This window comes from Deltaproteobacteria bacterium (assembly GCA_015233135.1).
Classification (GTDB): Bacteria; UBA10199; UBA10199; order JADFYH01; family JADFYH01; genus JADFYH01.
The window spans coordinates 29,150-50,066 of sequence record JADFYH010000007.1 but is presented as its reverse complement, the minus strand read 5'-3'; the positions used below and the strand labels follow the sequence as shown (position 1 = coordinate 50,066).

General features: G+C 44.3%; 26 protein-coding genes and 1 pseudogene. 20 read left to right on the top strand and 7 right to left on the bottom strand.

Features of this window, described 5'->3' with window-relative positions:
* Window positions 1-43: 43 nt before the first annotated feature.
* The gene (locus tag HQM15_03445; GenBank protein MBF0491814.1) at window positions 44-1,186 is read right to left on the bottom strand and encodes a thiolase family protein; all 1,143 of its coding nucleotides are present in this window, start codon (window positions 1,184-1,186) and stop codon (window positions 44-46) included.
* A 168-nt stretch (window positions 1,187-1,354) separates the two neighbouring features.
* Between HQM15_03445 and HQM15_03440 the strand changes: the two genes are divergently transcribed.
* A complete protein-coding gene (locus HQM15_03440; protein ID MBF0491813.1) occupies window positions 1,355-1,705 on the top strand; it encodes a cytochrome c in 351 nt (116 codons plus the stop codon).
* 297 nt (window positions 1,706-2,002) lie between these two features.
* Here the strand turns inward: HQM15_03440 and HQM15_03435 are convergent, their stop codons facing one another.
* The gene (locus HQM15_03435) at window positions 2,003-2,653 is read right to left on the bottom strand and encodes an MBL fold metallo-hydrolase (GenBank protein ID MBF0491812.1); all 651 of its coding nucleotides are present in this window, start codon (window positions 2,651-2,653) and stop codon (window positions 2,003-2,005) included.
* Window positions 2,654-2,703: 50 nt separating this feature from the next.
* Here HQM15_03435 and HQM15_03430 point away from each other — a divergent pair.
* From HQM15_03430 to HQM15_03410, 5 genes and pseudogenes are all read left to right on the top strand, one after another.
* Window positions 2,704-2,903: pseudogene (locus HQM15_03430) on the top strand (type II toxin-antitoxin system HicB family antitoxin).
* 105 nt (window positions 2,904-3,008) lie between these two features.
* Window positions 3,009-3,230, top strand: coding sequence for an addiction module protein (locus tag HQM15_03425; protein MBF0491811.1), 222 nt, complete (start codon window positions 3,009-3,011; stop codon window positions 3,228-3,230).
* Entirely contained in the window at window positions 3,220-3,513 is a 294-nt protein-coding gene (locus HQM15_03420) for a type II toxin-antitoxin system RelE/ParE family toxin (GenBank protein MBF0491810.1), read from the top strand. Before HQM15_03425 ends, HQM15_03420 begins: the two co-directional genes overlap by 11 nt.
* 21 nt (window positions 3,514-3,534) lie before the next feature.
* Window positions 3,535-5,217 carry a dihydroxy-acid dehydratase gene (gene ilvD, locus HQM15_03415; GenBank protein ID MBF0491809.1) on the top strand — a complete coding sequence of 561 codons (1,683 nt, stop codon included), beginning with the start codon at window positions 3,535-3,537 and terminating at the stop codon, window positions 5,215-5,217.
* A 130-nt stretch (window positions 5,218-5,347) separates the two neighbouring features.
* Window positions 5,348-5,761 carry a twin-arginine translocase TatA/TatE family subunit gene (locus HQM15_03410; GenBank protein ID MBF0491808.1) on the top strand — a complete coding sequence of 138 codons (414 nt, stop codon included), beginning with the start codon at window positions 5,348-5,350 and terminating at the stop codon, window positions 5,759-5,761.
* On the opposite strand, the gene HQM15_03405 is transcribed toward HQM15_03410, so the two are convergent.
* Together HQM15_03405 and gatB are read right to left on the bottom strand one after the other, a co-directional pair.
* On the bottom strand, window positions 5,758-6,390 hold the full coding sequence (locus HQM15_03405; protein ID MBF0491807.1) for a hypothetical protein: 633 nt from the start codon (window positions 6,388-6,390) through the stop codon (window positions 5,758-5,760). The genes HQM15_03410 and HQM15_03405 overlap by 4 nt on opposite strands.
* Before the next feature lie 50 nt (window positions 6,391-6,440).
* Window positions 6,441-7,859 carry an Asp-tRNA(Asn)/Glu-tRNA(Gln) amidotransferase subunit GatB gene (gene gatB / locus HQM15_03400; protein MBF0491806.1) on the bottom strand — a complete coding sequence of 473 codons (1,419 nt, stop codon included), beginning with the start codon at window positions 7,857-7,859 and terminating at the stop codon, window positions 6,441-6,443.
* A gap of 132 nt (window positions 7,860-7,991) precedes the next feature.
* Here gatB and nth point away from each other — a divergent pair, with 132 nt between their 5' ends.
* The 3 genes from nth to HQM15_03385 all read left to right on the top strand — a co-directional run bounded on the left by nth (window position 7,992) and on the right by HQM15_03385 (window position 9,344).
* Entirely contained in the window at window positions 7,992-8,621 is a 630-nt protein-coding gene (gene nth / locus HQM15_03395; GenBank protein ID MBF0491805.1) for an endonuclease III, read from the top strand.
* Window positions 8,622-8,686: 65 nt separating this feature from the next.
* Window positions 8,687-8,962: a type II toxin-antitoxin system Phd/YefM family antitoxin gene (locus tag HQM15_03390; protein MBF0491804.1), complete on the top strand. Its 276-nt coding sequence runs from the start codon at window positions 8,687-8,689 to the stop codon at window positions 8,960-8,962.
* On the top strand, window positions 8,946-9,344 hold the full coding sequence (locus tag HQM15_03385; GenBank protein ID MBF0491803.1) for a type II toxin-antitoxin system VapC family toxin: 399 nt from the start codon (window positions 8,946-8,948) through the stop codon (window positions 9,342-9,344). The genes HQM15_03390 and HQM15_03385 overlap by 17 nt, the downstream gene beginning before the upstream one ends.
* Before the next feature lie 4 nt (window positions 9,345-9,348).
* Here the strand turns inward: HQM15_03385 and gatA are convergent, their stop codons facing one another.
* Genes gatA through HQM15_03370 form a run of 3 tightly spaced genes read right to left on the bottom strand, consistent with a single transcriptional unit; the run spans window position 9,349 to window position 11,468 of the window.
* A complete protein-coding gene (gene gatA / locus HQM15_03380; protein MBF0491802.1) occupies window positions 9,349-10,809 on the bottom strand; it encodes an Asp-tRNA(Asn)/Glu-tRNA(Gln) amidotransferase subunit GatA in 1,461 nt (486 codons plus the stop codon).
* Between the two features lie 14 nt (window positions 10,810-10,823).
* Window positions 10,824-11,108 (bottom strand): Asp-tRNA(Asn)/Glu-tRNA(Gln) amidotransferase subunit GatC, encoded by a 285-nt coding sequence (gene gatC, locus HQM15_03375; protein MBF0491801.1) that lies wholly within the window; start codon window positions 11,106-11,108, stop codon window positions 10,824-10,826.
* A 36-nt stretch (window positions 11,109-11,144) separates the two neighbouring features.
* Window positions 11,145-11,468, bottom strand: coding sequence for a zf-TFIIB domain-containing protein (locus HQM15_03370; protein MBF0491800.1), 324 nt, complete (start codon window positions 11,466-11,468; stop codon window positions 11,145-11,147).
* A 29-nt stretch (window positions 11,469-11,497) separates the two neighbouring features.
* Between HQM15_03370 and HQM15_03365 the strand changes: the two genes are divergently transcribed.
* From HQM15_03365 to HQM15_03315, 11 genes are all read left to right on the top strand, one after another.
* Window positions 11,498-12,301 carry a prepilin peptidase gene (locus tag HQM15_03365; protein ID MBF0491799.1) on the top strand — a complete coding sequence of 268 codons (804 nt, stop codon included), beginning with the start codon at window positions 11,498-11,500 and terminating at the stop codon, window positions 12,299-12,301.
* Between the two features lie 170 nt (window positions 12,302-12,471).
* Window positions 12,472-12,729 carry an XRE family transcriptional regulator gene (locus HQM15_03360; protein MBF0491798.1) on the top strand — a complete coding sequence of 86 codons (258 nt, stop codon included), beginning with the start codon at window positions 12,472-12,474 and terminating at the stop codon, window positions 12,727-12,729.
* Complete coding sequence (aroC, locus tag HQM15_03355) at window positions 12,722-13,891, top strand: chorismate synthase (GenBank protein MBF0491797.1); 1,170 nt, start codon at window positions 12,722-12,724, stop codon at window positions 13,889-13,891. The genes HQM15_03360 and aroC overlap by 8 nt, the downstream gene beginning before the upstream one ends.
* A 6-nt stretch (window positions 13,892-13,897) precedes the next feature.
* On the top strand, window positions 13,898-14,425 hold the full coding sequence (locus HQM15_03350) for a shikimate kinase (protein ID MBF0491796.1): 528 nt from the start codon (window positions 13,898-13,900) through the stop codon (window positions 14,423-14,425).
* Between the two features lie 21 nt (window positions 14,426-14,446).
* Window positions 14,447-15,508 carry a DUF1016 family protein gene (locus tag HQM15_03345; GenBank protein ID MBF0491795.1) on the top strand — a complete coding sequence of 354 codons (1,062 nt, stop codon included), beginning with the start codon at window positions 14,447-14,449 and terminating at the stop codon, window positions 15,506-15,508.
* A 26-nt stretch (window positions 15,509-15,534) separates the two neighbouring features.
* Entirely contained in the window at window positions 15,535-16,626 is a 1,092-nt protein-coding gene (aroB, locus tag HQM15_03340) for a 3-dehydroquinate synthase (protein ID MBF0491794.1), read from the top strand.
* A gap of 96 nt (window positions 16,627-16,722) precedes the next feature.
* Entirely contained in the window at window positions 16,723-17,184 is a 462-nt protein-coding gene (locus HQM15_03335) for a hypothetical protein (GenBank protein MBF0491793.1), read from the top strand.
* Between the two features lie 14 nt (window positions 17,185-17,198).
* Entirely contained in the window at window positions 17,199-17,621 is a 423-nt protein-coding gene (gene aroQ / locus HQM15_03330; protein ID MBF0491792.1) for a type II 3-dehydroquinate dehydratase, read from the top strand.
* Between the two features lie 3 nt (window positions 17,622-17,624).
* Window positions 17,625-18,398: a hypothetical protein gene (locus HQM15_03325; protein ID MBF0491791.1), complete on the top strand. Its 774-nt coding sequence runs from the start codon at window positions 17,625-17,627 to the stop codon at window positions 18,396-18,398.
* Window positions 18,399-18,458: 60 nt separating this feature from the next.
* Window positions 18,459-19,721 carry a histidine--tRNA ligase gene (locus HQM15_03320; GenBank protein ID MBF0491790.1) on the top strand — a complete coding sequence of 421 codons (1,263 nt, stop codon included), beginning with the start codon at window positions 18,459-18,461 and terminating at the stop codon, window positions 19,719-19,721.
* 50 nt (window positions 19,722-19,771) lie between these two features.
* Window positions 19,772-20,917, top strand: coding sequence for an ATP-binding protein (locus HQM15_03315; protein MBF0491789.1), 1,146 nt, complete (start codon window positions 19,772-19,774; stop codon window positions 20,915-20,917).

Genomic DNA, 20,917 nt, shown 5'->3' with positions numbered 1-20,917 from the left:
TCCTCTTAGCTTAAGAGGAGGAGATTAGGAGTTAAAACGACAATTAAAGCCTCTCAATAATGCAAGCAGCCCCTTGGCCACCCCCAATACACATAGTCTCCAAGCCCCATTTTTTATCATAGGTGAAGAGGTCGTTGACCAGGGTTGCCATAATACGGGCACCGGAGCATCCTAGAGGATGTCCTAGAGCAATGGCACCTCCGTTGGGGTTTACTCTTTTTCTATCGATTCCCAATTCATGCAATACGGCCAGCCCTTGCGCGGCAAAGGCCTCATTGAGTTCTACAATATCAATGTCATTTACGGTTTTTCCGGCACGCTTTAAAACTTTCTGAACCGCAGGCACAGGTCCAATCCCCATCAGCTCTGGGGCACAACCGGCAACGGCCATCGCATGGATACGAGCCAGGGGTTTAATCCCCAAGGCCTTTGCTCTTTCTGCACTCATCAGCACCACTGCGGCGGCACCGTCAGTAAGAGGAGAAGAGTTTCCAGCGGTGACAGAACCCTCTTTTTTGAACACGGGTTTTAAGGTGGAGAGTTTTTCAAGCGTAGAGTCGGCGCGAGGACCTTCGTCTTCGATCACCAATTTTCCATTCACATCAATGCCCACAATTTCGTTTTTAAATTTGCCGGCTTTGATGGCCGCGACTGCTTTTTGATGACTCTCTGCAGCGAATTCATCCATAGCCTGACGGGTGATCTTATATTTTTCAGCCACGTTCTCTGCTGTAATTCCCATGCTGATATAGGCCTCAGGCATACCGGCCTGCATGAGTTTTGGATTTAAAGAAGGATTGAAGCCCCCCATAGGCACATGAGACATGCTTTCGACCCCCGCCGCCACAAACACCTCGCCATCGCCCACCATAATGGCTCGCGCGGCATCCATAATCGCTTGTAAAGAAGAAGCACAGAAACGATTTACCGTGACAGCCGAAGCAGTAATGGGAAGGCCTGCCAGGAAACTGATGTTACGGGCCACGTTCATACCTTGCTCACCCTCGGGCATCGCACAACCCACAACGACATCTTCAATCTCGTTGGGATTCAGGTTCTTCACCCGAGCCACCGCTTCTTTTACGACCGCAGCACCCAGGTCGTCGATTCTCAGATTAATAAAATTACCCTTATTGGCACGGCCCATAGGGGAACGCACCGCACTGACGATGACTACATCTTGCAATTGTTTCATAGGGATCCTCCATAAAAAATGAATGACTATTCAGTGCGCGCACTAACTTGGGATGTTGGGTGTGTCAAGACAGTTTCCTTGTTTAAAACTAAAAGCTAGGTTGGCTCTTGACGGCAACGGGATTTAGGAGGCAAAAAAAATCACAGAAGGAGGAAATTTATGAAAAAAATTATTCTGAGTTTTTTAATAGTGGGGGTGGTCAGTTTTAGTATTTCCTGTGAGAAGACTGCTGATGTAGCTGCGGGAAAGGCCAAGTTTGATCAGAACTGTGCCCCCTGTCATGGGTCTAGTGGGAAAGGGGATGGGCCTGCAGCGGCCGTACTCAATCCAAAACCCAGAAATTTTACGGATCAGGCCTATATGAGTAAAAGGACGAATGCCCAACTGAGTGCAGTAATCAAAAATGGTGGAGCCGCCAACGGATTTTCAGCCATGATGGCGCCTTGGGCTGGCGTTCTTTCGGATGCAGATATTGCCAATGTGGTGGCTTATGTTAGGACATTGAAGTAATGTGCTTTGGTACAATTCAATAAGGTAATCGATGAAGGTATTAAAAAGTGGGTACCACAAGTTTTGATCCGTTACTCCACCGACGAGTCCTATACCAGGATCTAATTTTTTTTCAGCCACGAAAATAGAGGGGAATAAGATTTAACTTACCAGCTTGAGTTCCGCAGATTTTAGTAAGAAGCCACTCTGAAAAGTCCTCTCTCCCTTGAGGGGAGAGGGGAAATGCTTTATAGATGGGTACTTGCCAAGAATGAGCAAAAAATGATTCTTAAAATCTGCGGAACTCAAGATAGTTTCTTAATTTAAAAAAGGGTTGCTCTGTTTTTCCTGTCCAATATTGGTGTTGGGGCCATGTCCTGGAACTACAATAGTTTGATCAGGCAAGATTAAATATTTCTTTTTGATGGATTGAATTTCCTGATCGTAATCCCCCTGCCATAAATCGGTGCGACCAATGCTGCCTGCAAATAAAGTGTCGCCGGGAAACAAAATCCCTTTTTGATCGAGGTGAGGAAAGTAAAATCCGCAAGAACCGGGGGTGTGGCCTGGCGTGTGGAGAACTGTCCCTCGGATGTTTCCCGCCTCGATTTGCTGGCCCTCCTTCAAAAATTCATCTGGGGCCACGGGTGTTTGAATTTTGCTGGGAGGAAGTCCTAAAAACCTGCCTTGCATGTCCATTTTTTCATAAAGAGGGAGATCTGCCTTGTGCAGCATCACACGGGCGTTGGTGGCCTTTTGCAAGGCAGTGGTGCCGCCGATGTGATCAATGTGGGTGTGCGTGTGTAAAATATTTTTGACGCAGAGCCCATGTTTTTTGACGCGGTCCAAAATCGCTTCCACTTCATCTCCGGGATCAATCACGATGGCTTCTTTGGTTTGAGGGTCTCCCAGGATAATGCAATTGCATTGAAAGGGCCCAACGGGAATGATTTCGAGAATTTCTTGCATAAATATCAAGTTATTGACTTATATGACTGTGTTGGGTTGAAGTAAAATTTATGTCCTCTTTTGAAAAGACAGTAGATACGAAAAATAAATATAAAATCAATATTATTTGGGATCCAGAAGACGACATTTATGTGGCACTGTGCCAGAACTGGATGGATGCATGTCTCACGGGAAGACAGAAATTCAGGCCTTAAAAAATGTTAAGCAGGCGATGGCAGGTTGGATCAAAACAGCAAAAGAATTGGAATAATTCGCGACACCGACTCCTGGTAAAAATCTGCTAGATTTTCTGAAAAAAATTAGCAATAACAAGTTTGGCTTTTGAAACGGGAACCCCTTTATTTTAGGACTTTTTATGAGATCTACTCATTTGTATCATTTGGAAAACTTAAGTACGGCTGAAAAAATTCAGCTTGTGGAAGATCTCTGGGATGAAATTGCAGAGCACTCCGAAGAATTTCCTTTAAGCGCTTCACAAAAAGAAGAATTAGATAGACGCATTGCAGAGCATGAAATGTATCCTGAGGAAGGTTCGAGCTGGGAGGAAGTAAAGCAGAGGATTAAAGGTGAAAATTAAATTAAAAGCCTCTGCTGAAAAAGATTTATTAGAAATTTATAGCTGGTACGAATCGCAGCGTCTTGGTTTGGGTAAAAGTTTTCTTATTGCCTTTGAGGCTAAACTGAATCTAATTGCCAGGAATCCTTTTCTGTTTCAAAAATTTTACAAAAATGTTTATCGAGTTTTTCTAGATAGATTTCCCTATCAAATTTTTTATTCTAGCCAGGACAATCTTCTTACAGTCCTTGGCGTATTTCATTTCAAACGCAGTGAAGCGTATTGGAAACAAAGAGTTAAATAATATTTAAACCAAGAGGAAGTGATGTCTAAAATTTTAAACAAATACAGTTCCCGTCTCACCCAAGATAAAAACCAACCCGCCTCCCAGGCCATGCTTTATGGCCTTGGGCTGACCGAAGAAGACCTGGCTAAACCTTTTATCGGCATTGCCTCTACAGGTTATGAGGGAAACACCTGTAACATGCATCTGAACGATTTGGCGAAACTCTGCAAGCAGAGTTGCACGGATGCCGGTCTGGTGGGTTTGATTTTCCATTCTATTGGAGTGAGTGATGGAATTTCGATGGGGACTGAAGGGATGAATTTCTCTTTGCAATCGCGAGAAATTATTGCGGACTCGATCGAAACCGTGATGGCCGCGCATTGGTATGACGCCAATATCTCGGTGGTGGGTTGTGACAAAAATATGCCTGGGTCTATCATTGCGGTGGGACGCCTCAATCGTCCCTCCATCATGGTTTATGGTGGGACCATCAGCCCGGGAAAATTTCATGATAAAATTTTGGATATTGTTTCGGCCTTTGAAGGCTTAGGCGAATATGTGGCTGGCAAAATCGACGAAAAAGAATTGAAAGGGGTATTGCAACATGCCTGTCCCGGCGCAGGCGCTTGCGGCGGCATGTACACGGCCAACACCATGGCTTCGGCCATTGAAACGTTGGGGATGAGTTTGCCTTATTCGTCTTCTTATCCTGCCACCAGCCCTGAAAAGAAAGAGGAGTGTTTAAAACGCGTGGGCGCTGCGATTCGTGTTCTTTTAGAAAAAAATATTACCCCTTCTCAAATCATCACCCAAAAATCCATGGAGAATGCCATCACCATGGTTATGGCCCTGGGAGGATCTACCAATGCGGTGTTGCACATGATTGCCATTGCAAAATCGGTGGGCCTCAAATTGACCCTCGATGATTTTCAGCGCATCAGCGACAAGACGCCCTTTATTGCCGATCTTAAACCCAGCGGGAAATATGTGATGGAAGATTTATGTAAAGTGGGTGGAGTGCCTGCCGTTCAAAAACTTTTGCTCAAAGAAGGATTTTTACATGGCGATTGCCTGACCGTTACGGGAAAGACCCTGGCTGAAAATCTGGAAACTTGTCCGGATTTGCCCGAGGATCAAAAGGTGATTGTTCCCTTGTCGGACCCCATTAAAAAAACAGGGCATCTTCAGATTTTATACGGAAATATTTCTCCTGAAGGATCCGTGGCCAAGATTACAGGGAAAGAAGGCTTGTCCTTCACGGGCAAAGCCAACGTCTTTGAGAGTGAAGAGGAAGCCTGCGAGGCATTGCTCGCCAAGAAGATTAAAAAGGGCGATGCGATTGTCCTTCGCTACGAAGGCCCCAAAGGTGGGCCAGGGATGCAGGAGATGTTAAAGGTGACGGCACTCGTGATGGGGGCTGAGTTGGGAAACGATGTGGCTTTAATTACCGATGGCCGCTTTTCTGGTGGAACCCACGGCTTTGTGGTAGGGCACATTACACCGGAAGCCCAGGTGGGTGGGGTGCTTGCTGTGATCAAAAATGGAGATGAAATTGAAATTGATGCGGAGAAACGTGTGCTCAATTTGAAAGTGGATGCTCAAGAAATTGAAAAACGTCTTCGAGCCTGGAAAGCCCCTGCCTACAAAGTTTCGAAGGGGACACTTTATAAATATATTAAATTGGTATCCTCTGCTTCAGAGGGTTGTGTGACGGATGAGTAGATTTATAAGGCCTCAATTCAGGTGATCACTTCAGTATTCCCCCTCTCCCTCGACGGGAGGGATGACATCAAAATCTTGTAAGGATAGGGACGCAGCCAGAAAGATACTCTGGTTGCGGCTAGGCCGCGTTATGAAAAAAATATTTCTTCTCCCTTTACTTTTGCTCAGTGCCTGTCACGTGACTGGATCTAATCAAACTCAATCCCCTCAAACTCAGCCTCAACCGCTTATTCCTGCACCTGTGACGGCCCCTTTGCTCGAATCAAGACCTGCCGAAAAAATCGGTCAGCAAATTGATCAGGGTCTGCAGCAAATGGGTTCAAAAGTAGGAGAAGGGCTTAAATCCCTGGGGGATGCGGTCCGTGAAAGCAGACAAAAGATTGGTCAGGGAGTTCAACAGCAGATTGATTCTGGAAAAATCAACCAAGTGCTTCAAAAGGCGGGCGACGAAATGAGCCAGCAGTTGAAGGAAGCTGCGGAAGAAATCAGAAGAACAGGAGATGAAATCCAACATGATCTAGGCGAGACTCAGAGAGCGGACTAGGGCTTGACCTCCGAACCGATGTAACACCAATGCTCGTTGTAATAAATAGTTTTTAGGTCGGAGTATTGAGAACAGTTTTCCCGGGTGGGGACATAAAGATAAGCATAACTTCGAAATTTGGTTTTGTAGTCGGGAAAATAAACTACATAGGAGCCATTTCCTTTTGAAGTTAAGGTAATTTTGTTTCCTGCTGAAACATATCCAAAATCACTAAAGGGTAACATAATGGATTGGTTCAGTTTATCAAACAGATTCCTATTTTTATCGATATAGGTGATGGCACTTTGTCGGTTCTTGCTGAAAACTCGGTAATTCAAATTGGTGAATTGTTCTTCGAAGGGCATAAAAAGCACAATAAGAGCGATGAGATTAAGAGTCATGGGAATTGCATCGTATTTCTGTTTGTGAGTTTTATGGCGATTGTATTGAATAGAAAAATAAAAGGAGAGCGGTAATAGGATGACGAGCAGAATCCAGTATAAAATTTCCAGGAGAGTGGGAAATATCAAATCATAGGGTGAGACAAGGAAGGCCCACAAAGAATAAATGGCATGTTTGTAAACGGGGAAGAGTGAAATAATAAATAACAAGATGGAAACTCTAAATGTCCTGGAAAAATTTTTCACCATAAAACTCCATTGTTTTAGAAAGAGAGCAAACCCGAGAAATGCTAGCAGATTTAAAGCTTTTTCTTCAACAAGTCATTCACCATCTGCGGATTAGCCTTTCCTTTGGATTCCTTCATCACCTGTCCTACGAAAAATCCAAAAAGCTTGTCCTTGCCTGCCTTGTATTGGGCCAGATTGCCAGGGTTTGCGGCAATGACCTGATCGATGATGGCTTCCAAAACGGAGCCGTCCGAAACCTGAGCCCCCATCTTATTAATGATACTTTCGGCACTGGCCTTGCTGTTGTTCATCTCTAAAACCACATCCTTCAACATCTTGCTGCTGATGGCCCCACTCAACATTTTCTGAATCGCCACTGAAAGTTCAGAGGCGGGAATGTTTTCGAAAGGAGTTTCCCCTTTAGCGGCCAGTCCCATCAGTTCGGTCATGATGATGTTGCTAGATTTTTTGGCGTCTCCTGTGGCTTTGGCGACGGTCTCAAAATAGTCGGCGATTTTTTTCTCAGCAGTGAGCACCCCGGCATCGTATTCGGGAATTCCATATTCCTCCACAAATCGAAGGGCTTTCTGGTGTCCGAGTTCTGGTAAGGTCTGATGCACTTTTTCGATGTGGTCTTCTGTCAAAATAAGAGGAAGCAGGTCAGGGTCCGGAAAATAGCGATAGTCATGGGCCTCTTCTTTAGAGCGCATGGACTCGGTGATATTTTTTGCATTGTCATAAAGACGGGTTTCTTGAACCACTTGCCCTCCATCCGCAAGTACCGCCTTCTGACGTTCCACTTCGTAGTGGATGGCTTTTTCCACGAACTTGAAAGAATTGATATTCTTCAGTTCGGTACGTGTTCCAAATTTTTCTTGTCCTACAGGGCGAATGGAGACGTTGGCGTCACAACGAAACGACCCTTCTTCCATGTTTCCATCACACACATCGATATACATCAGAATATCGCGAAGGCGCTTCAGGTAAGTGGCTGCTTCAGAAGCAGAGCGCATCTCCGGTTCACTCACGATTTCAATCAGGGGGGTGCAGGCCCGGTTGAGATCGATGTGCGAATAGGCATCGTCGCCAAAATCATGCAGCGATTTTCCGGCATCTTCTTCCATGTGAATGCGGGTGAGATGGATGCTTTTTTTCACTCCATCGAGTTCAATGTCCACTTGTCCGCCCAGACAGAGGGGGAGTTCATACTGGGAAATCTGGTAGCCCTTGGGTAAATCGGGGTAGAAATAATTTTTACGGGCGAACACGCTTTTTTTCTGGATGTTGCAATTCAAGGCGAGTCCCGCTTTAATCGCATATTCGACGGCCTTTTCATTCAAGACCGGCAGCACACCCGGCAGAGCCAGGCAGACCGGGCAGGTGTGCGAGTTGGGTTCTGCGCCAAAAGTAGTGGAGCAGCTGCAAAAGAGTTTGGTTTGTGTTTTAAGCTGGGCGTGGACTTCGAGTCCGATGATGGTTTCGTAGTTCATACATAATCCATGTTGATGAGTTGCGAAAGATTCGATTTTGCTTCATTGATTTCTATTGAGTTGTTAACCAAATTACGCATGGATTTACCGTAGGATTTTTGATCTGGAGCGTCAATACGAAATGGGGATATTATGCTAGAAAAACAGAGAATTCAAAGGATCCTCAAGATCCTGAATCACCTCTATCTCAAGCCGGTTACTGCCCTCCAATATACCCATCCCCACGAGCTTTTATTTTCCACCATTCTTTCGGCTCAATGTACGGATAAGCAAGTGAATAAGGTCACTCCCGCATTATTTGCCAAATACAAAACCGTGCAAGACTTTGCGGAGGCGGATTTGAAAGATTTGGAAAAGCTCATTCGCAGCATCGGTTTTTTTCGCAGCAAGGCGCTTGCCATTCAATCGAGTGCTCGAACTTTGATGGAAAAATTCAAAGGGAAAGTTCCTCAAACTCTCGAGGAGTTGACTCAGCTTCGAGGAGTAGGTCGTAAAACCGCCAATGTGGTGTTGGGAGATGTTTTTAAGGTGGCGGGGGTGGTGGTGGACACGCATGTGAAGCGTCTGGCTTATCGCTTGGGACTGACGGAAAATACAGATCCGGTAAAAATTGAACAAGACCTGATGAAGCTTATTCCTAAAAAAAACTGGACCGCATTTTCTCATCAACTCATTCTGCATGGGAGAGCGGTTTGCAAGGCGCGGAGGCCTTGGTGTGGGGAGTGCGAGTTGAAGGCTTTGTGTCCGAAGAAGGGAGTGTAGATTATCGGCGCAATTGAATACAAATGCCGTTTGACAGATTGGGAGTGGTCATTTATATTGACGATATGACCACAATGAACGCCACTGAATTTAAGGCAAAATGTTTAACCTTGATGGACCATGTACAAAGTACAGGCGAAGTCATTTCCATCACCAAGAGAGGCCAAGAAGTAGCCCGTCTGGTTCCCTCCCCAAACCCAAAACGAAGACAGAAGTTGCTGCAACAGCTCAAAGGTTCTGTTCAAATTCACTTCGATTTAACCCAGCCCACACTGTCTGAACAAGCGATAGAGAATGTGCTTGTTCATTCTGAAAGAAAAATTCATGGCTCGGCTCATTGATACTCATATCTGGATCTGGTGGCTTACAGGTTCTAACCTCTTGTCTCTCAAAGAGAGACTGGCTCTAGAAAATGAGGATGAGCCTTTGTTGCTCTCGAGTATCTCCTTGTGGGAAGCAAGTTTGTTGCATGAGATGGAAAGAATAAAATTATTACCGAACGCTCAGGCTTGGGTGAAAATGGCAACTTCTCCGGATCTAGTGCAGGTGCTTGATTTAAGTCCTGAGATAGTTTCAGAAATCTTTTCCAAGAAAATGAAAACCCTTCATAAAGATCCTGCAGATCGTATTATTGTAGCAAGCGCTCGGGCCTTAAAAATTCCTCTTCATACTCACGATAAAAAGATTATCCAATCGGGACTAGTAAAGATTTGGAAGCCTTGAAGTTTTAAATCTTCGCCTTCCTCAAATGCCACTCCGTGTTTTGTTCGTAAGCATAAGCGGCCTGAAAAATTTTTTCTTCTGCAAAGGGTTTTGCAAGCAGTTGCATTCCAATGGGAAGCCCGCTGCGGGTGAATCCGCAGGGGAGGCTCATTCCGGGTAATCCTGCCAAATTCACGTTGATGGTAAAGATATCAGAGAGGTACATCGCTAAAGGATCGGAAGTTTTTTCTCCAATTTTAAAGGCGGGATTAGGGGTGACGGGTGTGAGTAAGACATCAAATTTTTTAAAGGCCGCTTCAAAATCCTGCCGAATGAGAGTTCGTACTTTCTGTGCCTTGATATAGTAGGCATCGTAGTATCCCGCCGATAAAACATAGGTGCCGAGCATGATACGGCGTTTCACTTCTGCGCCGAAGCCCTCACTGCGGGAAAGCCTGTACATCTCTTCCAGAGTATTGGCCTTGCTGCTGCGATGTCCATAGCGGACGCCATCGTAACGAGCCAGGTTTGAACTGGCCTCTGCGGGGGCAATAATATAATAAGTGGCTACGCCGTATTCGGTGTGGGGTAGCGAGACTTCTTCGCAAACGGCCCCCAACTTTTCATACACTTTGATGGCCTCCCGTACTGACTCTTCAATTTCTTTGTCCATCCCGCTCACGAAATATTCTTTGGGAATGCCGATGCGCACACCCTTCACCTCCCCCGTTAAGGCTTTTGTGTAATCGGGCACGGGCGTGTTCACCGAGGTGGAGTCCTTTGGATCAAAACCCGCAATCGCATTGAGGACAAGGGCTGCATCGCGCACCTCTTTGGTCATGGGGCCTACTTGATCCAGAGAAGAGGCAAAGGCGATGACGCCATAACGCGAAACCCGTCCATAGGTAGGTTTAAGTCCCACTGTAGAAGTAAGAGCCGCCGGTTGACGAATAGAACCTCCGGTATCCGTTCCCAGAGTGGCAAAACACAAATCGGCTGCAATGGCGGCGGAACTTCCCCCGCTGGATCCTCCAGGAGTACGCTCTAAATCCCAGGGGTTACGTGTCTTTTTGTAAGCAGAGGTTTCAGTGGAAGAGCCCATGGCAAATTCATCCATGTTCAATTTTCCAGTGAGCACAATGCCGGCATCCAGTAATTTTTGAACCGCGGTTCCATTATAAGGGGGGATATAATTTTCTAAAATTTTAGAGGCACAGGTGGTTTGGATCCCTTGAGTGACAAAAATATCTTTTAAGGCAAAGGGAACTCCGGTGAGAGGTTTTACTTCCAGGCCTTTTGAAATCTGGGAATCGAGGGCCTCGGCTTGTTTGAGCGCTGCGTCTTCACAGAGAGTAAGATAAGCTTGCACCTTGGAATCCAAGTCTCGAATGCGTTTAAATTGAGCCTGAGTCGCCTCTTTCGAGCTGACCTCTTTGCTTTTAATTTTTTCGTGAAGTTGAGCGAGTGTGAGTTGGGTGAGCGACATTGTTTATCCTTAAATTATCCAATTACCTTCGGAACCATAAACAAATTTTCTTCCTGTCTGGGAGCCCCCTCAAACACCTGTGCTTGAATTCTACTTTCTTGAACTTCATCTTTGCGAAAGGCAGAGGCCAATCCCAGGGCATGGGAAGTGGGTTCAATGTTTTTGGTATCGAGTTTGTTCAAATTTTCGATGAAACCTAAAATTTGATTCATTTGTTCGGTGAACTTGTCCAGCGCATTGGCGGAAATTTCAAGTTTTGCAAGTCCTGCAATTTTCCGGACGTCTTCGTGGTTGATCATGATTCATTCCTGTTTTTGTAAGGGTAGAAAAGAATTTTAAGAAAGTTTAAACAAACTCAAAATGGCTTTCAGTAAACCCGATTCTTCCCCGATCATCTTTTTTAAATCAGTATTGTCGAGAAAAACCCCCCCGCAATGAAAGCATTTGTCTATTGTGTATCCATGAAAGAACATTTCATGGAGTTCGTGACCACATTTTGCGCACCTCATCCAATGAAGTTGTTTGAGTTTTTGCTCTTCATTGGCCGAAATTTTACTTTTTTTATCGTCAGCCAGCTTTTTAAGCTTTTCAATTTCTTCTTGAGCAAAGTATTGTTCTTCGGGTGTAAAATGTTTGTTGTGCATGTGCGCGCTTTTCATTCGTCTCTCCTTATTAATAAAGGGCTAATATGAATTTGGAAACTCTCTATGCAGTCTATTTTTTTATTTTCGGGCTTGTCTTTGGTTCTTTCCTCAATGTCTGTATTGCAAGAATTCCAGAAGGGGAATCCATTGTAGCACCGAGGTCCAAATGCCCGGGTTGCCAGTCGGCCATTGCATTTTACGATAATATTCCTCTGCTCAGTTTTCTTCTTTTACGGGGGAAGTGCAGACATTGTCATGCTAAAATTTCGTGGCTTTATCCTTCTGTGGAATTTTTAACAGGTTTGCTTGCTTACTTTTGTTTTATAAAACTTAGATTGCCTCTTCCTTCTCTTCTTTGGTTTTTATTTTTTATTTCTCCTCTCATCGTCATTAGCGTTATCGACTTAAAACATTATCTCATTCCGGACATTCTCAGTCTTCCAAGTATCGCTTTGGGTTTTCTCCTTCATGCCTACAGCAACGGTAGTCTTCATTGGAAAGAGGCCTTGTTGGATTCTTTTTTGGGGGCCTTGCTTGGTGCAGGCATTTTATTTCTCATCGCTTTTCTTTATGAATATCTTCGTAAACAAGAGGGCTTGGGGGGAGGCGATGTTAAATTGGCGGCTATGTTGGGCGCTTTTTTGGGTTGGAAATCCATTTTTTTTATTTTCTTTTATGCCTCCTTAACCGCGTCTCTCCTGGGTTTGAGCTTGATTTTGATCAATAAATTTCGTTTTCAATCGAAGTTACCTTTTGGCCCCTTTCTTTCATTTGGGGCAATTCTGTATTTTTTTAAGGGATCACAATTCCTTTTTCATTTTATACGCTTTCTTCATCCAATGCGTTAATTATATATAATTATATATATTTTATATTTAAAATTTAAATTTTATTGCTGAATGATTATTTTTTTATAGTCTTTATTTGATTTTTAAGGTGAAGAATGTTTAGACCTTGAGTCTCGAGGCTTAGCCTCGGGCGAAGATTTTAATAGTCCTGAAAAAAAGGTTTGTTGGATATGACGAATTCCGAAAATAATAATCCTGTCCCCATTGTCCCTGTAAAAAACTTTGTCAGAAAGTATCGCGAAAGCTTGTTAGTCAGTAAGGCCGAGCTTGCTCGCAAAGCTAGTTTATCCGCGTTGACTATTGATCGCATCGAGTCGGGCATGAGTTGTCGCATGGACACCAAACGCAAAATTTTACTGGCATTGGGTTTGCAGCTTTCCGATAAAGAAAAAGTTTTTCCTGAATCTGAAGAAAATCAAAATGGCTAATTTAAGATATTTGACAAGTGGGGAGTCCCACGGTCCGGCGCTGACGGTGATTCTTGAAGGAATGCCGGCCGGGGTTCCCGTTTCCTCCGAAAAAATCAACATTCAATTATGGCGGCGCCAACAAGGTTATGGTCGGGGTGGCCGTATGAGCATTGAAAAGGATGAAGTTCAAATTCTTTCGGGCATCCGCTTTGGTCAAACCTTGGGTTCTCCTATTACCTTGCAAGTACACAACAAAGATTGGGTGAGTTGGCAAGAAGAGATGGCGATAGAGGGAAAGTTTGGGAAACTCAAGCGAGTAGTCACCAAGCCCCGACCTGGTCATGCCGATTTAGTCGGGGGGATGAAATACAATCACCGCGATCTTCGAAATATTTTGGAGCGTGCCTCGGCTCGTGAAACTACCGTGAGAGTTGCCTGTGGGGCTCTTGTCCGGCAATTACTAGAAGCTTTAGGTGTTCCTCTCACTTCTTATGTGAAGTCTATTGGAAGAGTAAAGGTAAGCGCGGAGCCCCCTGCTTTTGATAAGCTCGTGGCACGTTGTGAAAAATCTCCTGTTCGAACTTTCGATGCAAAAGCAGAATTGGCGATGATCAAAATCATCGATCAGGCCAGAAAAAGCGGAAACAGCTTGGGTGGAGTTATTGAAGTTTTGGCCTTCAATTTGCCGCCGGGTTTAGGCTCTTATGTTCAGTGGGATAGAAAGCTGGATGGAAAACTGGCTCAGGCCCTGATGAGCATTCAAGCGATTAAAGGCGTCGAGATAGGTCTGGGTTTCGAGGCCGCTCGTCTTTTGGGATCGGAAGTCCACGATTCTCTCTATTATAATTCCAAAGAAAAAAAATATGTTCGCAAGTCCAATGGCGCCGGAGGTCTGGAAGGCAGCATGACCAACGGGGAGCCTTTGGTTTTACGTGCGGCCATGAAACCGATTTCAACTTTGTACAAACCTCTGGACTCGGTGGATATTGAAAGCAAGCAAGCTTACAAGGCCTCGATTGAGAGATCGGATGTTTGTGCAGTGCCGGCCGCTGCGGTTATTGCAGAAAATGTGGTGGCGATTACCTTGGCGGATGCCTTCCTCGAAAAATTTGGAGGGGATTCTCTTTTGGAGTTGAAGAAAAATTTAAAGGGATATTTGAAACAGGTACAAAATTTTTAGGTTATCATGGCATCTTTTCCATCCTTAATCACACTCTGCGGTTTCATGGGTACGGGTAAAAGTGCAGTAGGCAAATCGCTTTCTCTGGCACTGAGATATCAATTTTTTGACAGTGATCGAGAAATTCAGGCGCGTGAAGCGCGAAGCATCCAGCAGATCTTTGAGACAGAAGGGGAGGAGCATTTCCGTAAGATTGAAAAAGAAACCCTCTCCAAGTTTCTTTCCAAAAATGAAAAAACAGTTTTATCCGTAGGGGGTGGCGCTATTTTGGATAAAGAAAATTTTCAGCTTTTGGCTTCTTCCAGCGTCATGATTCTTCTCTCTGCGAATGTCGATGAAATTGTAAGGCGTTTAGGGCATGAAAATGAACGGCCACTTTTACAGGGCGGAGATAGACGAAAAAAAATTGAGAAATTGTTGCAGGATCGAAAAAAAATTTATTCCAAGGTGAAGATTCAAATCGATACGAGCGGCTTGGCTATTGATGAAGTCGTTCAAAAAATTATTGAGCGACTTAAAAAAGAATATCCATGATTCGCCCCATGGAGGTAAGCGATGAGTAAAAGTTCGATTGGTGTATCTAGATTGAAAGACTATTCGGGTGCCATCAGGAAAATCAAAGACGCCATTTTGAAAAGTCGCTACACGGCGGCGGCGCTTGCCAATCGAGAACTTCTTTCTCTCTATTTTTCTGTGGGCAGGTATGTTTCTGAGAATACTCGCAATCATCAATGGGGCATCGCTGCCATCGAAATTATTTCTGATCGGTTGCAACAAGAACTTCCTGGTCTGAGGGGATTTTCTCCGAGTAATATCAAGAATATGCGTCTTTTTTACGAGGTCTGGAAAGGCCATTTTAAAAATCGCCAGTTGGCAACTGGCGATTTGGAGACAGCGAATTTTACACGGGTTGGTTTCACTCACCACATTGAAATTATCTCAAAAGTCAAAAAAGAAGAAGCTCGTCTGTTTTATGTCGAGCAGTGCGCTACAGATTTTTGGAGTGTTGAAAAATTGAAATATCATATCAAAGAAGATCTGTTTTCCCGAAAGGGTATGTTGCAAAACAATTTCCCAAAAACGATAACCGACAATGCATTTCGGACGAGAGCGCTCCATTCCTTCAAAGACGAGCTGTTGCTTGATTTTGTCAACATAGAAGACCCTGACGAAGAACCTGATGAACGGGTTTTGGAACATGCTATTGTAAACAACCTAAAAAAATTCATCATGGCACTTGGGTCAGATTTCAGTTTTATCGGCAACCAGTACCGGTTGATTGTGGATGGGAATGAGTTTTTTATTGATCTGCTTTTTTTTAATCGTAAACTTCAAAGCCTTGTTGCCATTGAAATCAAAAAAGGTAAATTCAAAGCCGAATATGCAGGAAAAATGAACTTTTACCTGTCAGCTCTGGATGAATTGATAAAAATGCCTCACGAGAGTCCTTCTATTGGTATCATTCTGTGCAAAGAAAAAAATCATAGAATTGTGGAGTTTTCTTTTCGGGACACCAGCAAGCCCATGGGAGTTGCTCTCTACAAAAGATCTGCCAAGCTTCCAGCCAAGTACAGGCATATTTTGCCGGATGCTGAAAAACTGAAAACTTTTTTATAAGAAATCGTAACATTCAATATTAAAATATGACCCCTCTGCTTCATTTAAAACTCTCCGGCAATCCCTACTCCATTTATTTTGTAGAAGGTCGTTCTAAAGAATTGGAAAAGCTCTTTTCTTCTTTTTTTAAAGCCAGAAAATGGGTGATGGTCAGCAATCCAAAAGTGTATCGTTTGCATGGTAAACAGCTGGAAAAGAAGCTTTCTTCTTTGGGCGAAGTGCATACGGTCTTCATGCCCGATGGAGAAAAATATAAGACCTTGGAGACCCTGCAAAAACTCTATAAGGCTTTTTTAAAACACAAAGTAGATCGCAACACGCCTGTGGTGGCTTTGGGTGGGGGCGTGGTGGGAGATGTGGCGGGTTTTGCAGCGGCCACTTTTTTAAGAGGGCTTCCCCTCATTCAGATTCCAACCACATTACTCGCTCAAGTCGATTCCAGCGTAGGTGGCAAAACCGCTGTAGATCTGCCGGAAGGAAAAAATCTGGTTGGTGCTTTTTATCAGCCTCATCTGGTGTATATTGATACTTCTTATCTGAATACCTTGCCCCAGCGGGAAATCCTTTGTGGTTCTGCAGAAGTGATTAAATATGGCGTCATAAAAAGCCCTTCTTTATTCAAATTGCTGGAAGAACAAATTCATTCCTTCTTAAAACTGGATCCCGGGCTACTCGCGCGCATTGTACGGGAATGTGTGGAGATTAAAGCCAAGGTGGTTCAGGGAGATGAAAAGGAGACCAAAGGTTTGAGGATCATCCTCAACTTTGGACACACCTTGGGGCATGCCGCCGAAACTTTAATGGGCTATAAAAAGATGAGTCATGGAGAGGGTGTTGCAGTGGGAATGGCCTTTGCCGCACAGCTTTCACAACGCATGGGTTTTTGTTCGCTGCAAAGTGAGCAGCGTTTGAAAAATTTGATAATAAAAGCGGGATTTTCTATCCAAATCCCTTTCTTCAAGGCCTCTCAATATTTACAGGTGATGGCACGTGACAAGAAGATGCAACAGGGGCAGATACAATATGTCCTGATGAAAAAGATTGGACAGGTGTTTAGCCAGAAATTAGCGCTGGACTTTGTGGAGAAAGAATTGAGACACTGCTTGAAAAACAGTTAGCAGTTGGCAGTTATTAGTTACTAGTTAACAGTAAGGGGTAATCCAACCTTTGCTGGCAGCTGCGAACTAGTAACTGCTAACTAGTAACTAATAACAATGGCCTTCGAACTCGATCCCCTATTTCATAACAAAACCATGGTGAAGATTTTACTGGCTCAGGGGCACTTGCTGCATGCGGGTAAGATCTGCCAGAAATTGTTGGCAAGAGATTCTGAAAATGAAAGTTTGAAAGAGCTCTACGAAAAGACCCGAACCAATTTCATGAAAAATTTTGCGGGAGTGGCAGCAAAGGCTGCTGAAGAAGTGCTTGAAGAGGAAGAGGAAATTACGGAACCGGGCTTGAGAAAAGAAAGATTAGAAGCGGCTTTGGCGGCAAAAGAGGAACAAGAGAAGGCTGAAACAAGGGTAGAAGCTGAGGTCCAGGAAGAATTGAAATCAAAATCGGAGGGAATTGCAGAAACAAAAACTTCGGCTGCAGAGGTCGTGAAAATGTCTTTGTCCGATAAAGTTTTCAATCTGGAATTTTTACTCCTGAAAGTGCAAGAGAGGCGTTTGTGAGTCCAAAGAGAAAAATTTTAGTGATTCATGGCCCAAACCTCAACCTCCTGGGAGAACGAGAGAAAGGGGTTTACGGCGATTTGACCTTAGAAAAAATTAACCAGAAAATTTCCAAGGAAGCAGATTCTCTCGGCTTGGCAGTCAATTTTTTTCAAAGTAACCACGAGGGAGAGCTTGTTTCCAAAATCCAGGAAGCTCGTCAAAATTTTCAGGGTCTTATTTTAAATCCAGCGGCCTATACCCATACTTCTGTGGCTTTGCGGGATGCCGTGGCGGCGATTTCCATTCCGGTCATCGAGGTGCATTTGAGCAATATCTATTCGCGCGAAGATTTTCGTCATCATTCTTTTATTGCCCCTGTTGCAAAAGGGCAAATTGCGGGTTTTGGGGTGCTCAGTTATTTGTTGGCTTTGCGGGCTTTGAAAGAAATTCTGTAAATTATGAGTGATAAAGCAAAACAATTTTTTACTACGTTGAAAGGCATTTTTAATAAAAATCCCTTTGAGAAGGAACTGAAAGAGGCGCTACTAAGTTGCCAGGCAAATCCTAACGATCAGCGTGCCAAGATCCGCCTGGGTGAAATTTATTTCAAGCGTCGAGAATTGGCCTTGGGTTTACAACTTTTCACAGAAGTGGCTGAGGCCTATGTTCGGGAGGGTTTTTTTCTCAAGGCAGTTGCCATCTACAAGAACATGATTCGCATGTCGCCTGGGAGTGTGGAATACAATGAAAAGTTGGCTGAGATTTATCCTCAATTAGGAATGGTCAAAGATGCCATTAATCAATACCTGATTGTGATCAATTATTATCAAAGCCGGGCGGAGAAAGAAAAAGTATTGGAAGTGGCCCAAAAAATGGTGCTACTTGATACGCAAAATCCCATGCATCGTATGCGTTTAGCCGAAATTTATTTAAACCAGGGGATGGTGGATGCGGCTTTGAAGGAATACGAGCAAATTAGCGAGCAGCTGAAGCAGGAGGGTGCAAAAGAGCTTAAGCTGTTGATCGAAGTGCTGGAAAAAATCTATTTTCGTCGTCCCAAAGATCTGAATGTACTTAAAGAACTTTGCATTTTATATCTCAGAAAACACGACCCTGAATCGGTGATGAAAAAAATTGAGCGCTCAAAATTGGAAAAAGAAGGCGATTTTGAAAAGATCTATCTGAAGGCCAAAGAGATTTTTGAGTACGATCAGAAGAAAGTAGTTGGTTAGTGTCCCTTTCGAAAATCCAAATGATTCGCTTAGCCAGTTACAGAAAAAAAGAGTTTGAATATGCGTTTTTCTGCCATCAAAGGCATGCACGATGTAGGCCCCCCCGAAATCAAAACCTGGAATTTCATTGAAAAGATCGCGCGAGAAATTTTTGAGCAGGCGGCTTTTTTTGAACTGAGACCTCCGCTTTTGGAAGAAGAAGCCCTCTTTCAACACGCCGTGGGAAACACCAGCGATATTGTCGAAAAAGAGATGTATGCCTTCGAAGATCGCAATGGCAAGCGTATTGCTTTGAGACCCGAAGGGACTGCTTCCCTGGTAAGAGCCTACATTGAACGTTTTGCCGGGGCTGGAGGCCAGTACTCCCGTTTTTATTATCTGGGGCCGATGTTTCGTCATGAACGTCCTCAGAAAGGTCGCTTTCGTCAATTTACTCAAATTGGGGCAGAGGTATTTGGAGCGACTTCTCCTTATGTGGATGCAGAAGTCATCGCCTTGGCGAATCAACTTTTCAAAAAGTTGGGGCTTGATTCTATCCGACTGCAACTGAACAGTTTGGGTTGTAAAGATTGTCGACCGGTTTATCGCCAGGAATTGTTGAAAGTTTTGGAACCTCTCCGAGAGCAACTTTGTGCGCAATGCCAGGATCGCCTGGGGCGAAATCCTTTGCGCGTCCTAGACTGTAAAAATCCCTCCTGCCAGAATTTACTTCAGGATATTCCTAAAAGTTTGGATTCTCTTTGTGAGCCTTGCGTCGATCATTTTAATGGGGTGCAAAAATCTTTAAGAGATTTGAATGTTGCTTATGAAATCAATGATCGCCTGGTTAGGGGATTGGATTATTATGTCCGAACGGCCTTTGAGTTCGTGAGCGGTGATTTGGGGGCGCAAAACGCAGTCGCAGGAGGTGGGCGCTATGATGGTCTGGTTGAAAATTTGGGAGGAGCGCCAACCCCGGCCATCGGCTTCGCTCTGGGAATGGAACGTCTGGTGAGCCTGCTTGAAAATCAAACGCTTCCTTTTTCAAATCCAAAAAAAATATTCATTGCAAGCCTGGGGCAAAAGGCCTTTCAAGCTTTATATCCCTTTCTTTTTAAGCTTCGAGACCTGGGCTATTGGGTGCATACCGATTTTGAAGGTCGTTCCCTCAAGGCTCAACTCCGCGAGGCCAATCGCTGGGAAGTAGACTGGACGCTGATTGCTGGGGAATTGGAGATTGGGCGAGGTCTGTTGCAGCTAAAAAACATGAAAGAGAGCGGGGAAAATAAAGAAATTCCCCTAGAAAGCCTGCTGGGTTTTTTTGAAGAGATGAAGAGAATATAAATTTATTTTATTTGACCCTTGGGCGTTTTACCGCGTAATTTGCACAGACTATGATAAAAAGATCAATTGCCTCTGCCTTACTAAAAACCAAAAAAAGTGTTTTACTTCTGGGGCCCAGGCAGACTGGGAAATCCACACTCATTCGGGAACAGATCAAGCCTGAACTTCAAATCAATCTTGCCCACGAGGCCACTTATATGGAATTCGCCCGCAATCCACTAGAGTTGGAGGAAAGGCTTGCGGCCAAAACCTATAAAAGCGTTTTCATCGATGAAGTCCAGCGGCTTCCCAGTTTGCTCAACACTCTTCAATATCTCCTCGACGAAAAAAAATGGGCCCCCAAATTTTACCTCAGCGGCTCCAGTGCCAGAAAATTGAAAAGAGGAAATGCCAACCTCCTACCGGGCAGAGTTCAGGTCTTTCATCTGGGCCCGCTCTGTGCTCGTGAATTGGATTATCATTTGAATAGTAAACAATGCCTTGAAACGGGCTGTCTTCCGGGAATCTATACGGAAGCAGACCGGGAGGAGCAAACGCAAACCCTGTCCTCTTATGCGGGCACTTATTTGAAAGAGGAGATACAGGCCGAGGCCCTCACCCAGAATCTCGAGGGTTTTTCCAGATTTTTATATTTGGCCGCCCATTATTCCGGGCACTTTTTGGATTTTACCAAACTCGCATCCGAAGCCCACATCAGCCGTCAGAGTGCCACCCGCTATTTTGAAATTTTGGAAGATACCTTGGTGGTGAACCGCTGCGAAAGTTATGGAACGAATACCAAAAAAAGGCTGATCAAATCTCCCAAGTATTATTTTTTCGATACCGGTGTACTGAATGCCTTGCTCAAGAATTTTAATGCCTCGGATGATCGCAAGGGCCTTTTGTTCGAGCATCTTTTCTTTAATCAGATTTTGAGCAGTGCCCAGGCTTCCGGTCAGGAGGCTTCCATTTTTACTTATCGTACCGAACATGGGGCAGAAGTGGATTTTATTGTGGAGAAGGAAGGCAAAACCTGGGCAATCGAGCTGAAGGCTTCCGTAAATGTAGGTCCCTCCGATCTGCGCGGCTTACATCATTTTGAGGAATGCCACCCGAAGAAGGCCAAACTTTGTGTGGCTTACCTGGGCAGTACGGTTAAAAAGCAGGGCGAGATTTTTGTTTATCCCTGGCAGGAATTATTGAGGAAGATGGAGTAG

Excerpts from the sequence above, each read along its gene's own strand:
- HQM15_03440 (MBF0491813.1), top strand. The coding sequence starts at position 1,355 with ATGAAAAAAATTATTCTGAGTTTTTTAATAGTGGGGGTGGTCAGTTTT.
- HQM15_03435 (MBF0491812.1), bottom strand. The coding sequence starts at position 2,653 with ATGCAAGAAATTCTCGAAATCATTCCCGTTGGGCCCTTTCAATGCAAT.
- HQM15_03425 (MBF0491811.1), top strand. The coding sequence starts at position 3,009 with ATGAGATCTACTCATTTGTATCATTTGGAAAACTTAAGTACGGCTGAA.
- ilvD (MBF0491809.1), top strand. The coding sequence starts at position 3,535 with ATGTCTAAAATTTTAAACAAATACAGTTCCCGTCTCACCCAAGATAAA.
- HQM15_03410 (MBF0491808.1), top strand. The coding sequence starts at position 5,348 with ATGAAAAAAATATTTCTTCTCCCTTTACTTTTGCTCAGTGCCTGTCAC.
- HQM15_03405 (MBF0491807.1), bottom strand. The coding sequence starts at position 6,390 with ATGGTGAAAAATTTTTCCAGGACATTTAGAGTTTCCATCTTGTTATTT.
- gatB (MBF0491806.1), bottom strand. The coding sequence starts at position 7,859 with ATGAACTACGAAACCATCATCGGACTCGAAGTCCACGCCCAGCTTAAA.
- nth (MBF0491805.1), top strand. The coding sequence starts at position 7,992 with ATGCTAGAAAAACAGAGAATTCAAAGGATCCTCAAGATCCTGAATCAC.
- HQM15_03390 (MBF0491804.1), top strand. The coding sequence starts at position 8,687 with ATGACCACAATGAACGCCACTGAATTTAAGGCAAAATGTTTAACCTTG.
- HQM15_03385 (MBF0491803.1), top strand. The coding sequence starts at position 8,946 with ATGGCTCGGCTCATTGATACTCATATCTGGATCTGGTGGCTTACAGGT.
- gatA (MBF0491802.1), bottom strand. The coding sequence starts at position 10,809 with ATGTCGCTCACCCAACTCACACTCGCTCAACTTCACGAAAAAATTAAA.
- gatC (MBF0491801.1), bottom strand. The coding sequence starts at position 11,108 with ATGATCAACCACGAAGACGTCCGGAAAATTGCAGGACTTGCAAAACTT.
- HQM15_03370 (MBF0491800.1), bottom strand. The coding sequence starts at position 11,468 with ATGAAAAGCGCGCACATGCACAACAAACATTTTACACCCGAAGAACAA.
- HQM15_03365 (MBF0491799.1), top strand. The coding sequence starts at position 11,498 with ATGAATTTGGAAACTCTCTATGCAGTCTATTTTTTTATTTTCGGGCTT.
- HQM15_03360 (MBF0491798.1), top strand. The coding sequence starts at position 12,472 with ATGACGAATTCCGAAAATAATAATCCTGTCCCCATTGTCCCTGTAAAA.
- aroC (MBF0491797.1), top strand. The coding sequence starts at position 12,722 with ATGGCTAATTTAAGATATTTGACAAGTGGGGAGTCCCACGGTCCGGCG.
- HQM15_03350 (MBF0491796.1), top strand. The coding sequence starts at position 13,898 with ATGGCATCTTTTCCATCCTTAATCACACTCTGCGGTTTCATGGGTACG.
- HQM15_03345 (MBF0491795.1), top strand. The coding sequence starts at position 14,447 with ATGAGTAAAAGTTCGATTGGTGTATCTAGATTGAAAGACTATTCGGGT.
- aroB (MBF0491794.1), top strand. The coding sequence starts at position 15,535 with ATGACCCCTCTGCTTCATTTAAAACTCTCCGGCAATCCCTACTCCATT.
- HQM15_03335 (MBF0491793.1), top strand. The coding sequence starts at position 16,723 with ATGGCCTTCGAACTCGATCCCCTATTTCATAACAAAACCATGGTGAAG.
- HQM15_03325 (MBF0491791.1), top strand. The coding sequence starts at position 17,625 with ATGAGTGATAAAGCAAAACAATTTTTTACTACGTTGAAAGGCATTTTT.
- HQM15_03320 (MBF0491790.1), top strand. The coding sequence starts at position 18,459 with ATGCGTTTTTCTGCCATCAAAGGCATGCACGATGTAGGCCCCCCCGAA.
- HQM15_03315 (MBF0491789.1), top strand. The coding sequence starts at position 19,772 with ATGATAAAAAGATCAATTGCCTCTGCCTTACTAAAAACCAAAAAAAGT.